The 16,761-nt window shown below is 39.7% G+C and carries 16 protein-coding genes; all 16 read right to left on the bottom strand.

Annotated features, from left to right (window positions below; all coding sequences use genetic code 11):
- Positions 1-6: 6 nt before the first annotated feature.
- The 16 genes from G6N79_RS04435 to G6N79_RS04360 all read right to left on the bottom strand — a co-directional run bounded on the left by G6N79_RS04435 (position 7) and on the right by G6N79_RS04360 (position 16,703).
- Positions 7-1,065, bottom strand: coding sequence for a sugar-transfer associated ATP-grasp domain-containing protein (locus tag G6N79_RS04435; RefSeq protein WP_103905564.1), 1,059 nt, complete (start codon positions 1,063-1,065; stop codon positions 7-9).
- Entirely contained in the window at positions 1,062-2,201 is a 1,140-nt protein-coding gene (locus G6N79_RS04430) for a glycosyltransferase family protein (protein ID WP_103905565.1), read from the bottom strand. Before G6N79_RS04430 ends, G6N79_RS04435 begins: the two co-directional genes overlap by 4 nt.
- Positions 2,202-2,210: 9 nt before the next feature.
- Positions 2,211-3,695, bottom strand: a complete 1,485-nt coding sequence (locus tag G6N79_RS04425) for an oligosaccharide flippase family protein (protein WP_103905566.1) — start codon at positions 3,693-3,695, stop codon at positions 2,211-2,213.
- A complete protein-coding gene (gene wecC, locus G6N79_RS04420) occupies positions 3,695-4,906 on the bottom strand; it encodes a UDP-N-acetyl-D-mannosamine dehydrogenase (protein ID WP_103905567.1) in 1,212 nt (403 codons plus the stop codon). Before wecC ends, G6N79_RS04425 begins: the two co-directional genes overlap by 1 nt.
- Before the next feature lie 9 nt (positions 4,907-4,915).
- Entirely contained in the window at positions 4,916-6,037 is a 1,122-nt protein-coding gene (wecB, locus tag G6N79_RS04415) for a non-hydrolyzing UDP-N-acetylglucosamine 2-epimerase (protein ID WP_103905568.1), read from the bottom strand.
- A gap of 6 nt (positions 6,038-6,043) precedes the next feature.
- The gene (locus tag G6N79_RS04410; protein ID WP_103905569.1) at positions 6,044-7,339 is read right to left on the bottom strand and encodes a nucleotide sugar dehydrogenase; all 1,296 of its coding nucleotides are present in this window, start codon (positions 7,337-7,339) and stop codon (positions 6,044-6,046) included.
- 2 nt (positions 7,340-7,341) lie between these two features.
- Complete coding sequence (locus G6N79_RS04405) at positions 7,342-7,905, bottom strand: serine O-acetyltransferase (RefSeq protein ID WP_103905570.1); 564 nt, start codon at positions 7,903-7,905, stop codon at positions 7,342-7,344.
- Positions 7,906-7,909: 4 nt separating this feature from the next.
- Positions 7,910-8,878, bottom strand: a complete 969-nt coding sequence (locus tag G6N79_RS04400) for an SDR family oxidoreductase (protein ID WP_103905571.1) — start codon at positions 8,876-8,878, stop codon at positions 7,910-7,912.
- 9 nt (positions 8,879-8,887) lie between these two features.
- Positions 8,888-9,382: an adenylyltransferase/cytidyltransferase family protein gene (locus G6N79_RS04395; RefSeq protein ID WP_103905661.1), complete on the bottom strand. Its 495-nt coding sequence runs from the start codon at positions 9,380-9,382 to the stop codon at positions 8,888-8,890.
- A gap of 28 nt (positions 9,383-9,410) precedes the next feature.
- On the bottom strand, positions 9,411-10,790 hold the full coding sequence (locus tag G6N79_RS04390; protein WP_103905572.1) for a nucleotide sugar dehydrogenase: 1,380 nt from the start codon (positions 10,788-10,790) through the stop codon (positions 9,411-9,413).
- Positions 10,791-10,835: 45 nt separating this feature from the next.
- Complete coding sequence (locus G6N79_RS04385; RefSeq protein ID WP_103905573.1) at positions 10,836-11,348, bottom strand: helix-turn-helix domain-containing protein; 513 nt, start codon at positions 11,346-11,348, stop codon at positions 10,836-10,838.
- 576 nt (positions 11,349-11,924) lie between these two features.
- Complete coding sequence (gene rfbA / locus G6N79_RS04380) at positions 11,925-12,794, bottom strand: glucose-1-phosphate thymidylyltransferase RfbA (protein WP_103905574.1); 870 nt, start codon at positions 12,792-12,794, stop codon at positions 11,925-11,927.
- A gap of 10 nt (positions 12,795-12,804) precedes the next feature.
- Positions 12,805-13,674, bottom strand: coding sequence for a dTDP-4-dehydrorhamnose reductase (gene rfbD, locus G6N79_RS04375; protein ID WP_103905575.1), 870 nt, complete (start codon positions 13,672-13,674; stop codon positions 12,805-12,807).
- Between the two features lie 6 nt (positions 13,675-13,680).
- Positions 13,681-14,241: a dTDP-4-dehydrorhamnose 3,5-epimerase gene (rfbC, locus tag G6N79_RS04370; RefSeq protein WP_103905576.1), complete on the bottom strand. Its 561-nt coding sequence runs from the start codon at positions 14,239-14,241 to the stop codon at positions 13,681-13,683.
- A 39-nt stretch (positions 14,242-14,280) separates the two neighbouring features.
- On the bottom strand, positions 14,281-15,336 hold the full coding sequence (rfbB, locus tag G6N79_RS04365; RefSeq protein WP_103905577.1) for a dTDP-glucose 4,6-dehydratase: 1,056 nt from the start codon (positions 15,334-15,336) through the stop codon (positions 14,281-14,283).
- Between the two features lie 581 nt (positions 15,337-15,917).
- Positions 15,918-16,703 (bottom strand): tyrosine-protein phosphatase, encoded by a 786-nt coding sequence (locus G6N79_RS04360; RefSeq protein WP_103905578.1) that lies wholly within the window; start codon positions 16,701-16,703, stop codon positions 15,918-15,920.
- Between the last annotated feature and the right edge of the window lie 58 nt (positions 16,704-16,761).

The raw sequence follows: 16,761 nt of genomic DNA, 5'->3' as shown, positions 1-16,761 counted from the left end.
TATGAATTATTTAGTTTTGTTAATTATCTGATTAGTTAAGTTTCCAAAAAAGCCTTTCCCAGCATATTGGGCAAACCTAATTGTTTGACCATTAAGATTAATTTCAATACACCTCCAAATATTCTCATTGTCAAGGCACATATCAAGACTTATTAAATTCGCTAATGGGATTTGATTTGCTATATTTTCAGCGGTTAAATTTAATGATTCATAAAAAGGAAGTTTATATCCTTTAAATTCCACATTACTATTTGGATGGGAAAAATATTTTTGAGCATACTTATTAACTGCATATTCATTAAATATCCCATTTTCATCAATACTGCAAACTATTCCTCCTGAAGTCTCATTATCTAGACTACCATTTATTCCAAATCGTATTGAATTATTAATTACTTTGAATTCGCCAGTTTCTGTCCTTAAAAGACATGTTCTAATTGAATTTATACTTGAGTTATTAATACTTCCTAGAGATTCATTTTGTATTATTAATTCTTGACAAACTAAACTTCGAAACTCCTCAATTCCAGTCCAAAGATCCTCTAGACTTTTAATCTTCCTTACCCCTTCACCTCCATAAGTGTCTCTGCTAGATTTTAATATTAATGGATAATTAAAATCAATTGAATTTAAAAATTGGGAAATGTCTTCGATTATATTAAAATCTCGGTCGTAATAGGTTCCTTCAATTTTATGGAAATAAGACTTAGGGAAAACCTCGAGGTTATTAAACCATTTTTCATAGACATTTTTTAATTCAAAAAAAGCTATCTCTTTATGAGGATTAAGTTTAGTCTCAATTATCGCAGAAAAAATATTTTCTGGAACAATATTTAGATCTACTTTACCTGATAAATTATAGCATAACAAAAGAGTTTCAGTTTCAACCTTTTTACCAAATATAGACCATTTTTTTCTATACTCCTGAAGTATATTTTCAGGAATATTTTTTACAAATAATTCTTTTTTTATTGTTTGATACCGCTTTTTAAATGCTTGCGTCCGTTTATAGAAAATAAAGTTTCGTTTGAAATTTTCTAATTCCGACTTTATTAAATTTATCATGATTTATTTGAAATTAAATCTAAAAATCTTTTACTAACCACCCTTATATCAAACTCACTTATATCATCTATAATTATTCCATTTATGTAAATCCCCTCCAAAAACTCATCAACAATTGATTCATTTAAATTGCCATTAGACTTAATATTTAAAATAGGTCGTTTGACTAAACCATAATCAATTAATTTACTAGGAGATTGAAGATTACTATTGTTTTCAATGTTAAGTAAAAAATCTGCCTTACTCATCTCAACCAATAGTTGCTCTCTTGGGAGATAGTCATTTATTTCTAAGCAATCACCCAAAGAGTCTATATAAGGCAATAAAAGATGCTTTGTTTTAGTGTAAATTTTAAATTTAAACCTCACCCCTTTCTTTATTAAGTATTCTAGCAAAGGACGTGGATCTCTTTTATCTTTATAAAAAGTACCTGCATAGATAAATGTAGGCACTCTATTTCCAACAAAATTTATAGAATAATCTTCGTTTCCAATTTCAAAACCTTGGGGAATAATTTTAATCTTATGTTGGAATTCAGGATAATAAGCATCCTTTGCGTCATTGATAGGAATTGACAAAAAATCTGCATACCTACAAAACCATTTTTCAACATACTTAAAATAAAATGGTTTTTTAACAAATGGATTTCCCATATAAGGATCCCCGCAATCAGCTACCCAAGTTGTATTTTGTAATTTTTCAGGAAATTTCTCTCGAAACTTGGCTGTCCCCCAATGAATTGGATAAGGAACTGCAATTGTTATTAGCAAATCTATATTTGGCAAATCTGCTTTAGTCTCAGTTATTAATGCTTTATTTACAAGACTTAATACTCCAATATCTGGAAATTCTAAAGCTCTTCCAAGAAGCTTCTTACCAATCTTAGTTATTAGAGATTGTTTATTTATTTGACCTATATCTGAATTAAAATTAGAAAAAGGATTCTTACCTAGATTTTTCACTTTAACATTATTATCCTTTTCAAAACTTGAATAGTCATAGCTCCCTAATTGTGCATATACTGTAACATCATGTCCCTGTCTAGCAAACTCCTTAGCCAACTCAACAGTTCTGTTGGATCTGGGAGAATTCACTGGATAAAAAACACTCGAGATAATTAAAATTCTCTTTTTCATTAATCTTATTTACTTCTTAATTCGTATCAATAACGGTTGGATTATTGAAAAATAATCAATTCCTCTTAACTTAGTCCATATACCAAAAAATATCAAATAAACTACCCCACTTGAAATGATTGTGAAAATCAAATTCAATTGTAAAATGGATTCAAAAAGATATTTTGATAAAAAAATGATGATTGCTGAAGGAATAATAATCTCCAAAACTAATTTATAAGGAAACAAATCTTTTAAAGGAATTTTGAAATATTTTGCTATGTAACTCATCATAAATGCAATTCTACCAATTTGGCACAATACGGATGTTGCAGTAACCAAATAAGGAGAATTGAATAATTTTATTACTAAATATTCTAAAACAATAAGTATGATTGCCCCATACATATGAACATTGTAATAAAATTTCTGGCCATTAATGGCAAATAGTAATGGAGCATACGTAATTACAGTAAAAAAATTCACAATTAGTTTTATTTGAAAATAAATTCCTGAAGTGTGATATTTTTCTCCATACAATAGCACCATAATAACATCTGCAAAACAGAAGCAAAAAATCACCAAGGGATAAATTATCTTAACCGTTTTGCTTAATACAGATCGCCATAATTTTAAAACCTCCTGTTTCGCATCATCACCTTTTTCATGGACCTGCTTTACAAATACGGGGGATAGAACGGTTGCAGTTGACACAATTATCATTCCTACAAATGGTAGTTCTAATGATCCATTTGCAAAATCTGCGAATATTTCATTACCAAAATAACGACTGATAAAAAATTGATCTGCAGAATTTATTAACACCCCCCATAAACTAGCCCCCATTAGCGGTAATGTATAGGCTAAAATATCTTTATAGGAATACCTGCTTTTTATTTTACGGATACCTTTTACCGGTCTATTTTTAAAATATAAGGATGTTATAAAGCATAAAAAGGACGATAGCGTAAAACCAATTATCGCAGATAATATAGTTCCCTTAAAATAAATTACAGGTACCACAACACACAGCAACATAAAGACTTTAGTTAACGTATTATATAATGCTAAAAACTTCGTTTGTCTATACGTGGACATAATCCCTTCCAAACCTAAGGAAGGGAGCATAAAAAATGGCACTAAGGAAAAATACTTCAAAGGTAAAATTAAAGACTCATTCTTTAATAGTTTGCCAATATATCCAGCACCAAAAAAAAAGAAGAGAGACATTATTAAACCCAAGGCCATTAATATCCAATTTATCTTGTCAATGACGTCCCTTGCCTCTCCCTTATCAATTTTAGGCAAAAAATAGCTAAATGCACGAGGCAGACCTAGGGTAAAAATAATGGTTAAAGAACTATATACATACATAATTTGTTTGTATGTCCCGTAATCCTGCTTATTAAAATATCTGCTCAATAACATAGAGCTTAATATTGAAAATGCGAATGCAGAAATACTACCAATTAAAACCCAAAAGACCTGCTGCGTATTGCTACTTTTATTCTCCATTATTTATTTGTTACTCCGCAAAAATCCAATACAATTTGATTTTCATCAAATGATAGATTTTTAAACTCATTGTGTGCAACCAAGAACGCAATAATATCAGCTTTTTCAATTGCTTCTTGATACTCCGTCAACTTAAAGATTTTATGCTCGTGGATATTTGGCTCAACAATAAAATATTCTTCTTCATTTGCATCTTGCAGAACACGCTGAACGATGTATTTTGCAGGTGACTCTCTTAAATCATCAATATTAGGTTTAAAAGCCATTCCCATTAGCGCGATTTTCGGCTCTTTATTGTTCTTTAATTGGAACTCTTTCCTTGCTTCTTTAATTTTTTCTGCTACCCAGAATGCTTTATGGTTATTGATTTCACGAGCTTTACCAATAATCCTTGATTCCAATGGGAATTCTGACACAATAAAATAAGGATCTACTGCGATACAATGTCCACCTACACCACAACCCGGTTGTAGAATATTAACTCTAGGATGCTTGTTCGCCAACTTAATCAATTCCCAAACATTAATCCCTGCTTTATCACAGATCAATGACAACTCATTAGCAAATGCGATTTGCACATCTCTCGATGAATTCTCAGTTAACTTACACATTTCGGCTGTCCTTGCATTTGTTGGGTGCAACTCTCCTTTTACAAATTGACCGTAAAATTCCATAGCCTTTTTAGTTGACTCTTCATTCACCCCACCAATCACTCGATCATTATGTACTAGTTCATACATCACATTTCCAGGCAAAACGCGTTCAGGACAGTAGGCCAAGTATATTTTCCCTTCCAATTCAGGACGCTTCGAAAAGATCAGAGACATCATTTTTTCAGTTGTTCCTACTGGAGAAGTAGACTCAATAATATAAAGATCGCCTTCTTTCAATAAAGGAAGAACCGCCTCAGTTGCCGCTTGTACATAAGATATGTCCGGTTCATGATCTCCTTTAAATGGAGTAGGAACAACGATTAAATAGGTATCCGCGGGAACAGGGGTTGTACCTGCTTTTAAAAAGCCATCTTGGACAGCTTTAGCTACTGCTTTATCCAGCTCTGGTTCTACAATATGGATTTTACCTGCATTGATGGTGTCAACGACATGCTGAGAAATATCAACACCGTGAACTGGAATCCCGCCATTGGCAATTAATGCGGATGTAGGTAAACCTATATATCCTAAACCTACGGTAACAACTTTTGCGTGCATATCTTTTCCTTATTTTAAGTTTCTAATAAAATTTACTATTCTTTCACATGCCTGCCCATCTCCATATGGATTATGTAAAGCAGACATATCTTGATATCTTCCTGGATTTCTCAATAAATCTTGAGCTTCCTTAATAATTTTCCCCTTATCGGTACCCACTAGAATGACTGTCCCAGCATCAACTGCTTCAGGTCTTTCCGTGGTATCACGCATCACTAAGACAGGCTTACCTAAACTAGGTGCCTCTTCCTGGACACCTCCGGAATCGGTGATAATCAAATAGGATTTATTCATTAACCAAACAAAGGCTGGATAAGCCAATGGGTCAATTAATTGAATATTCGACACATCCGATAGAATTTCATAAACAGGTTTCTTCACATTCGGGTTAAGGTGTACTGGATAAATAATCTGTACATCTGGATTTGTCAATGCAATTTCCTTCAGTGCTTCACAAATGTTGATAAAGCCCTGCCCATGATTTTCTCTTCGATGTCCAGTAACTAAAATCAACCTTTTATCAGTGTCTACAATTCCCTTCAATTTCTCAATTTCAGGATTGTTCAAATCCTTTACCCGTTCGGAACTATCGAAAAGCGCATCAATTACGGTGTTACCTGTAACCAAAATATCCTTTTCTTGAATATTCTCTCTCAACAGATTAGCTTTTGATGCCTCCGTCGGGGCGAAATGGTAATCACAAATTCTACCTGCAACCTGTCGATTGATTTCTTCCGGAAATGGCGAGCGCTTATTATGGGTTCTCAATCCCGCTTCGACATGGCAAACCTGAGCACCTGAATAAAATGCAGCAATACTGCTCGCCATGGTCGTCGTTGTATCACCATGCACGTAGACATAATCAGGTTTAAATTCCTCAAGTACGGGTTTTAATTCGGTAATGATATCTGCTGTTAAGGTATAAAGATTTTGATTTGGTTTCATTAGATTTAAATCAAAATCAGGTTGGATAGCGAAGAACTCCAAAACTTGGTCCAACATTTCTCGATGCTGTGCAGTTACACAAACTTTAGTTTCAAAATCTGGTTGATTTTGAAAAGCTTTAACCAAAGGAGCCATTTTGATAGCTTCAGGACGTGTTCCAAAAACTATTAGATTTTTTTTCTTCATAATAAATTAAAGTTTAGCATCCGCACTCTCAGACAAAATGCCTTTCACATCATAAACTACTGAATTCTCCTTCCTCAAGCCCCCAAAATCAATAGCTAAAAACTCATTATGTGCCACTCCTAATACGATTGCATCATATTGCTTTTCTGGTATCTCACAAACACTGTCAATACCGTATTCGTGTTTCACTTCCGCAGGATTTGCCCAAGGATCATAAGTTGTTATTTTAATACCATAGTCTTCCAGTGCTTTGATCACATCAACAATTTTCGTATTTCTAACATCAGGACAGTTTTCCTTGAAAGTCACACCCAACATCAATGCTTCTGCACCATTCACGTTAATTCCCTTCTTAATCATTGTTTTTACAACCTGGGAAGCTACATATTCGCCCATGGAATCATTCAATCGACGACCAGCTAAAATAATTTCTGGATGATACCCATGTTCTTGTGCTTTTTGAGCCAAATAATAAGGGTCAACGCCAATACAGTGTCCACCTACCAATCCCGGTTTAAAAGGAAGAAAATTCCATTTTGTGCCAGCTGCTTCCAGAACAGCATGCGTATCGATATCAAGGATATTAAAGATTTTTGCCAGTTCATTTACGAATGCGATATTGATATCTCTTTGAGAATTTTCAATCACTTTCGCTGCTTCGGCCACTTTAATTGCAGGCGCTAAGTGAGTTCCTGCGGTAATAACCGATTTGTAAACTTCATCAACAATTTTTCCTATTTCGGGTGTGGAGCCTGAAGTAACTTTAAGGATTTTTTCAACTGTATGCTGCTTATCTCCTGGGTTAATTCGTTCTGGGGAATAACCAGCAAAGAAATCTACATTGAATTTCAATCCGGAAACCTTTTCTAACACAGGAATACATTCCTCTTCCGTAACGCCTGGGTAAACGGTAGATTCATACACGACTATATCACCCTTTTTTAACACCTTTCCAACAGTTTCAGAGGCTTTGTATAATGGTGTTAAATCGGGTCTATTATGTTTATCTACAGGAGTAGGAACGGTAACTACATAAAAATTAGCGTCTTCAATATCGGATAATTGATTTGAACAGAATAAACCTATTGATCCATCTTTGTTTAATGGGCTTTCTCCAACCAATACAGCTTGAAGAATATCATCCTCAATTTCAAGGGTCAGATCTTTTCCAGACCGAAGTTCATCGATTCTTTTCTGGTTAATATCAAAACCAACGACTGGATATTTTGTAGCAAATAATCTTGCTAGTGGCAATCCTACATAACCCAAACCAATAGTTGCTATTTTATATGAATTCTTCATTTTTATAATTTAAATCTATTATTAACCAATTCACCAGTACTATTATAATTTATTATTTTTGCCGGTACACCAGCTGCCGTAGCAAAATCAGGAACATCTTTAACTACAACCGCGCCAGCTCCTATTGTTGAATTATTCCCGATATTCACCTCATTAACAATACATACAGAAGGCCCTATATATACATTATCTCCAATATTTGCAGCTTTCCCATGTGCACCAATAGTTGTAAATTGACTTAAATTCACATTATTTCCGATTTTTGCAGTTGGATTGATAATAAGCCCAACTCCGTGACCAATATAAAGTCCAAAACCAATTTCTGTATTGACTGGAATTTGAATTCCATATTTTCTTGAAAGTCGTCTATGCATTATTTTAGCTAAGGGGTATAATAATCCCGTTTTAACCTTAGCTAATCTGAACCAAAAAGAATATGTAAAACAATGATTTAAGGCAAAAAGTGCATTTAATACAATTTTCTTTGAATCTAGCGAATAACCATATCTAACAAAATCACTTTTTATATACTTCCAAGCAATTGCATAATTAGGTAAATAGCCCATACTATTATTTTAAATTATCCCAATACCATTTGGTTGCTTCGCGCAAACCCTCCTTAATAACATGTGAAGGTGCATACCCCAACAGATTCTTGGCTTTATCAACTGAAGCTAGGGAATGTGGGATATCGCCTTGCCGATTAGGACCATGGATTACTTCGACATGGGCAATTTCCGGATCATACTCCGTTAAAAACTCTTTCAAATACCCCACCAATTGATTAAGAGTTGTCCTATCACCAACTGCAGTGTTGTAAACTGTATTTATTGCTTCAGGATTTTCCGTTAACATGGCCCTTTCATTCATCTGAATGACATTATCCACATAGGTGAAATCACGGGAATAATCTCCTGTGCCATTAATGACCGGACTTTCATGATTCATGAATTTTTTTACGAACAATGGAATTACTGCTGCATAAGCGCCGTTTGGGTCTTGGCGTCTACCAAACACATTGAAATAACGCAGACCAATCGTTTCCATACCGTATGTTTTGGAAAAGATCTCTGCGTACAATTCATTTACATATTTTGTAATGGCATATGGCGATAATGGTTTTCCAATTTTGTCTTCAACCTTTGGAAGGGATTCTGAATCGCCATAAGTTGAAGAAGATGCCGCGTAAATAAAGCGTTTCACATTTGCATCACGTGCTGCAACAAGCATATTCAAAAAGCCTGACACATTGACTTCATTGGAAGTTTGCGGATCCTTAATCGAACGTGGAACAGAACCTAATGCCGCTTGATGCAGTACATAGTCCACACCCTGAACAGCTTTTTCACAATCTGCTGTATTTCGGATATCACCTTCGATCAATTCAAAATTTGGATTTCCTTCATGCTGGGCGATATTATGACGATGCCCTGTTGCGAAATTATCCAACACCACTACCTGATGTCCTTTTCCTAAAAAATACTCAGTAAGGTTTGAACCGATAAAACCGGCACCACCAGTAATTAATATTTTACTCATTTATGATGTTTAATTGCTATTTCCGTCCTTTTGATTTTCCTTATCCGCTACGATCTTTCTCAGCCCTGAGCTCGAAAACCGATGATCCCGACTGTTAAAATACAGCTCAATTCCCTTTTCTTCACAATATTTTCGTCCCGTAAAATCCCGATCGATATACTCATCGCCTACTATACGCACATCCAGCTTGAATGATCTCAGGATATCCTCCAGATCCTGCTCCGTTGAATACGGAACAATTTCATCCACGTACACACATCCCCTTAATTGAATATAACGTTCCACTACCGTCTGCGTAGGTGCATTTTTTTCGGGTCTATCCAATGTTGGGTCCATCTGCAGACCGCAGATCAAATAGTCACATTGGCGTTTTGCTTCGGCCAACATCATGATATGTCCTGCATGGAGCAGGTCGAATGTACTGAATGTAATCCCGACCCTTGGTCCAGGATTATAATCTGCTTGCTTCTTCGCTATTGAAGCATCCTTTGTCGATTCTTTCATGTGGTTAATTGTTGAATCAAATATATTGTTACTCACCGATTGCATAATACACAAACCCAAGGCCTTCCAGTTTCTCTCTGTCCAACAACTTCCTTCCGTCGAAGATAAAAGCGGGTTTTTTCATGCTATCTTTAATTTTTTTCCAGTCGAGGTCTTTGAATTCGTCCCATTCCGTCAACACGGCAAGGCCATGTGCATCTTGTGCGGCCTCGTATGGATCGGGTGTTACGGACAGTAATTCCTTATTTTCATCAGCGGTTCGTGTTCCCAGGTAGTCGAGATCCTTATAGATCTGATCGGCTTGAACCTTAGGGTCATATACCGCGATGTGTGCTTGTTCATCCAGCAGGTGATCGGCTACATATATTGCTGCGGATTCTCGGGTATCGTTCGTATTCTTCTTGAATGCCCAGCCCATGAAAGCAATTTTCTTGCCATTAACGGTATTATACATGGATTGGATGATTTTCTCGGCGAAACGAGTCTTCTGGTGATCATTGATCAGGATGACCTGTTCCCAATAGTCTGCTACCGATTTCAGGTTATAGGACCGTGCGATATAGACCAGATTGAGCAAATCCTTCTGGAAGCATGAGCCACCAAATCCTACAGATGCTTTCAGGAACTTGGACCCGATCCTGGAATCTTGCCCGATGGCATGGGCCACTTCATCCACATTGGCACCTGTGACTTCACACAGCTCCGAAATGGAGTTGATCGAGGACACCCGTTGCGCCAAAAAGGCGTTGGCCACCAATTTTGACAATTCCGAGGACCACAAATTCGTGGTAATAATACGCTCTGATGGCACCCAAGCCTCATATATTGACTTCAACGCCGCAATGGCGCCTTTATCTTCCCCACCGATCAAAATACGGTCGGGGTTGTGCAGATCCTGGATTGCTGTTCCTTCGGCCAGAAATTCTGGGTTGGAGAGCACGTGGAACTGAATTCCCTTTCCAGTGTGGTCCAGGATACTTTTTATGGTTGCCGCTGTTCGTACAGGGATCGTGGATTTCTCGACGATAATCTTGCTTGAAGTCGCCACATCGGCGATCTGGCGGGCACACAGTTCTATAAATTTAAGATCGGCAGCCTGTCCTTTTCCCTTACCGTATGTCTTGGTCGGCGTGTTTACGGAGATAAAGATCATGTCCGCTTCGGCGATCGCCCCTTCCACGTCGGTTGAGAAGAACAGGTTCCTTCCGCGTGCTTCCGCCACGACCGCATCTAGGCCAGGCTCATAGACCGGAAGTTCGTCCAGGTTTTCTGCATTCCAGGCTTCGATTCGCGATTTATTCAGATCGACAACCGTCACCTGCACGCCAGGGTTCTTTTGAGCAATCACGGACATGGTTGGTCCCCCAACATATCCTGCTCCTATACATGCAATCTTTTTGATTTCCATTCGTGTTAAACCGATTAAAAATTGGCTAGCTACCAATTTACGATTTTAATCTTCTTTTTGATATAAAATAATTTGTTGAAGCACACCTTCGGGCATCTGCGGATAGATTACGATCTTCTTACCAAGAAACTGCTCGGTTTTCTCGGTCAGACGGGTCAGGTAATCAGCATCCAATCCATCTCCACAGATCAGGACCTCAATGGTTCCAGAATCTACTCCCCGGGCATAATCCCCCAACAGGGCCACTAATTTCACGTTACCGGTCCGCTCCAAGACCTGATCAATGGTCTCATCCAATCCCAGATAGGTCCGCACCAACTTCTGCAGCGACCCAAACAGGGGATGCTCTATATTCGCGCGATAATAAATCTTATTGTTTTCTTGGGATTTGATTAAATACCCGGCATCGGACAGCTGATTCAATTCTTTACGAATTGAATTCGTTGACTCATTAAATTCCTCGGCAATACCCCGCAAATAGCCTTTGTTTGAAGAAGTTACAAAGAACTTAATCAGCAGCTTTAAACGAGTTTTGGATGTAATGATCGAATCCAGCATACACATTGAAAGTGAGCAACAAAAGTACTCATTGCTTTTTGCATTATCAAGTTTATACTGATTTTATAAAAAAATTAACAATTTCATAACCTTACAGGAAAATGTAGCGGGTATGGGGGAAGGGATCCATCATGCTGGCGCAAGAGATGTGCGGCTGGACTGTGTGGTGGGTCTCTTGTGCCTTTGATGGAACCGCGATGCCGCTGGCGCCTGGGTAAGGGCATATGTAAATTTATTGTGCCTATGGCATGTTTTAGGCACAAGTCCGCCACCGCTCGGCCCACATCAAAAGACTTGCGCCAGCGTGCGAATGGACGCGGTTAGGGCGTTTTTTTTGGGAGAGTAAGGGCGCGCAGAGCGCGCCCTTACTCTCCCAAAAAAACGCCCCTTTTAAAGCCGTAAATAACGCTGGCGCAAGAGTTGTGCGGCAGGACTGTGTGATGGGTCTCTTGAGCCAAAGGCATAATATAATAGCGCCTATTTATCCCCCCACCAACGTTTAAGCTTATCCGCCATAGGTCTCAAATCTCAATACTCACATCTCACTACTAAAAGATTTCAGGGTAAAATTCCATTTTACCCTGAAATCTTTTTAAGGTAGTCAAAGTACACGCCCTTCAGGTCCTTTACACGGTTATAGAGTTCATCTTTCTGGATATAGCCTTTGGAGAGGGCTATTTCCTCCAGACAAGCCACTTTCAGGGATGTTCGCTTTTCGATGGTTTTGATGAACTCTGTTGCTTCGGACAGGGATTCATGGGTCCCGGTATCCAGCCATGCAAATCCTCTTCCGAGCAATTGCAATTGGAGGACATCCTGTTTCAGGTATTCCTGGTTTACGGTGGTGATTTCTAGCTCCCCGCGGTCGGATGGCTTTACGCCTTTAGCCACTTCAACCACTGAATTGGGATAGAAATACAAACCGACGATGGCATAGTTTGACTTCGGCGATTTCGGTTTCTCCTCGATATCCAATACTTTGCCGTTGCTATCGAACGCAGCTACACCGTAGCGTTCCGGATCATCGACATAATAGCCAAATACCACAGCCTGTTCATTGTTTTCTACTTTAGCCTTAGCTTCCAGCAATTGTTGCTGCAGCCCGGCACCATAGAAGATGTTATCCCCTAGGATCAGGCATACATCGTCATCACCGATAAAATCGGCACCAATAATAAACGCCTGAGCCAAGCCATCTGGAGAAGGCTGTTCGGCATATTGAATGGATATCCCCAGCTGGCTGCCATCACCGAACAGTCGTTGAAAATTCGGAAGATCCTGCGGTGTAGAAATGATGAGTACCTCTTTTATGCCCGCTAAAAGCAATACGGACAGCGGATAATAGATCATCGGCTTATCATACACCGGTAACAATTGCTTTGACACCACTTGGGTCAAGGGATGTAAACGCGTACCGGATCCGCCAGCTAAAATGATTCCTTTCATAGGTGTAGTTTTATATGTTCTTTTCTAATTTCAAAAGCATCTCTTTCAGGCTGTCCTTCCATTGCGGAACGGCAACATGAAAGGTTTCCTTAATTTTTTCCTTGCTCAGCAGGGAGTAATGCGGTCTTTTGGCTGCCGTAGGAAATGCACTCGTTGGGATAGCATGTACCTGGCAAGTCAATCCAGATAAATCCCGGATAGCGATGGCAAATTCGTGCCAGCTGCACTGTCCTTCGTTGGAGTAGTGATAAATTCCGCCGATCCAAGGGCCCTTATCGATGATATGGTCGATCAGAACGGCAAGATCCCGCGCATAGGTTGGCGAACCGATCTGGTCGCTCACCACAGAAATCTCGTCCCGAGTCGTCATCAGATGCAGCATGGTCTTGACAAAATTCTTCCCAAAGGTGGAGTACACCCAGGAAGTTCGGATGATTATCGCCTCCGGGCAGACATTCAGTATACCGAGTTCGCCCTGACGTTTGGTCTCGCCATATACATTGATGGGTGCCGTATCCTGCTGTTCATCCAACGGAAAATCCTGGTCACCGGCAAATACGTAGTCCGTAGAGATAGACACCAACTTAGCGCCATGCTGAGCCGCATACTTGGCGATTTCAACTGCCGACAGGTGATTTACGGCATCGGCGAGCTCCGGCTCGGATTCGGCCTTGTCCACTGCGGTATAGGCAGCGGCATGTACGATATAGTCTGGTGCATAGTTGGCCAAACGGGAGGAAATACTCTCCGGATTGGCGAGGTCAAGATCCTCTCGACGGAGGTAAACGACATCGAAATGTCCGGCATCACGCCATAAGGATTCCAACTCTGAACCCAATTGTCCCGATACCCCTGTCACCACTATTCTTTTCTTTGCCATCCTGTATTACGTTGTTTTCAGGGCAGCTATTGCCTTGTTAAATGTAGGCAGTATTTGGTCCTTTTCAGATATGATCAGTTCCTCAGCATCGATTCCCCAGTCTATTCCGAGGGTCTCATCATTAAAGATTACACCCCATTCGGCATCTTTTTTATAGAAATTGTCGCATTTATAGAAAAACTCAGCCACCTCCGACAGGACCACAAATCCATGCAGGAATCCACGTGGAACGAAAAGTTGTTTCTTGTTCTCTGCAGATAGGTGGACGGCCACATGCTGACCAAAGGTCGGCGAATCCGGACGTGCATCAACGGCAACATCAACCACTTCACCCTGCAGTACCCGAACCAGCTTCGCCTGCGCAAACTCGCCTGCCTGCGCATGCAGGCCACGGATGACACCACGGCTGGAAAAGGATTGGTTGTCCTGGACAAAATTCACCTGATGCCCGGTCAGCTCCGCGAAGGATGCCTGATTGTAACTCTCAAAAAAATAACCTCTGCTATCGCCAATGATACGGGGTTCCAAAATAAAACAGCCTTTCAGCTTCGTCTCTATAACATTCATACGATCTCTTGCGCTAATACCCCTAAAAGTAACAAAATATTAAACCGCACCGTAATGATTCGCGTAGTATTTTCTATAGTCGCCGGAAGAAACCTGCTCCAGCCATTCCTGATTGTTCAGGAACCAGTCGATCGTTTTGGAAAGCCCCTGCTCAAATGTTACGCTAGGCTCCCATCCCAACTCCGCTTTGATCTTGCTCGCATCGATGGCGTAGCGCAAATCATGACCAGGTCTATCTTTCACAAACTGGATCAGTTGTTCAGAAGTTCCTGCCTCACGGCCCAATTTCTCGTCCATTTGCTTGCAAAGCTCCCGAACCAGGTCGATATTCTTCCATTCGTTAAAGCCGCCAACATTATAGGATTGTCCATTTACACCTTCATGAAAGACTGTATCGATCGCACGGGCGTGATCGATGACGAACAACCAGTCGCGTGTATATTTTCCATCGCCATAGATCGGCAATGGTTTATTGTTCAAAATATTCAGGATACAGAGTGGAATCAACTTCTCCGGAAAATGATTCGGGCCGTAATTGTTGGAACAATTCGTCAAAACAATGGGAAGACCATAGGTATCGTGATACGCACGTACGAAATGATCGGAAGCTGCTTTTGAAGCAGAATAGGGTGAATGTGGGTCGTATTTGGTTTCTTCCGTAAAGAATCCTGTATCCCCTAACGCACCGAACACCTCATCCGTGGATACATGATGAAAGCGCTTACCGGCAAAGTCCGCGCCCCACAGTTCCTTGGCGGCGTTCAATAGATTCACCGTACCGATAACGTTGGTATTGACGAAAGCCATGGGATCCGTAATGGAGCGGTCCACGTGGGACTCTGCTGCCAGGTGGATTACCGCATCGGGCTTAAATTCTGAAAAGACCTGCTGCATACTGTCCATATCGCGGATATCAGCCTTGCAAAATGTATAATTTGCGGCATTTTCCACATCCCTTAGGTTTTCCAGGTTTCCGGCATAGGTCAATGCATCCAAATTAACGATATGATAGTCTGGATATTTGTTGACAAAAGTCCTAACCACGTGAGAACCAATGAAGCCCGCACCTCCAGTAATAAGAATAGTCTTGTTCATGCTACAAAATAAAGAAATTAAATCTATTAACGATTCAAGCCCAGATTAGTTTGAAATTAATTGTAGCATTATTTCTAATATCGATACATCTACCTACTCCGCCACCCTAGGACCAAAAGTGTTCACAATGGATGTGTCAGGTCTGTAACCATTCCAAAAAAAACCTGGTTACCCAAGAGTTGAACGATCAGATTGCGGGTCTAAATTTTGATTCCTCACCCCCCGACCTTGTTCGAGGTGAAAGCGTGGTGCGACCGTATTTTAACCGAGGTGTAGACGTGCCATAGACACGCTCTCAACACGCTCTCAACACGCTCTCACCTCGGACTCACCTCAGACAAGGTCCAGCTTAATTTTTTTCAGAATTTAGGATAAAAACTCTTTCCGTACCTCACAACACACTCTGTTTAAGCATTTTACCATGAAAAATAGCGATTTTTAACACCCATGAGGTTTTTTTTGGGTATCCGGATCAAATTGGGCATAAAAAAAGCAGCCCTATGGGCTGCAATCGAATATTTTATGGACAGTTACCTGTTCGGTAACGCTTTTGGGGGTTGCCGTATTTTAGAGGCAAAAAACTAAGCTGTCCGCTTTTCGCTCTTCGCTTCGAAAAGCTTGGCATTTTTGATCGGGTTGTCCTTTAACAATTCCTTGGTATCGTACTTGCTAACAACGGCTTTCAGCGCATCCAAGTGTTTTCTGTGGTGCATATCAGTACCCACAAAATCATACATCCCTGCACGGATAAGAGTCAATGCCGCCGTTTTCACATTCTCTCCGTAATATTTACTGATCGAAAGTAGATTCAACTGCAACATACAGCCCGCATTTTTGATATCTTCGAAGATCTTAAAGTTATTGTGGTAGTAATTGTAGCGTTCGGGATGCGCCAAGATTGGCTGGTACCCTAAGTCCTGAATGGCTTTGATTATGGTAAACAGTGATTTGGATTCCGAAAGATAGGACATCTCGATCAACATATACTTATCATTGATCAAGCATAGGTTGTTGGATTGCACCCATTGGTCGATTTGATCATCGATCATGTATTCGGCACTGAAGTGAATTTTGAAATCAACATTGGCGGATTGGATGGCATTGCTTAATTTCCCATGTGCTTCCTTAATGGTCTGCGGGGTATTGTTATGTACGCCTGCCATCACGTGCGGGGTAGAAACACAGGAATGAATCCCGAGGTCCTTTAACCCTTGAATTAAAATCATTGATTCCTCTACGTTCGGACTTCCATCATCGATCCCCGGCAACAAGTGGTTGTGCATATCCCAACCAACCCAACTTAATCGGTTGTGATATGTTTTGGTTTCTTTCTTAGTTCCTCCAAATAAATTGCTCCAAAATCCCATAGTTTTTTAAAGTAAAGTTGTTCGGTACATGTAGCCAACTTGTAATCGGTCATTAATC

Source organism: Sphingobacterium lactis (genome assembly GCF_011046555.1).
Taxonomy (GTDB): Bacteria; Bacteroidota; Bacteroidia; order Sphingobacteriales; family Sphingobacteriaceae; genus Sphingobacterium; species Sphingobacterium lactis.
This window is presented reverse-complemented; position numbering and strand designations above follow the sequence as displayed.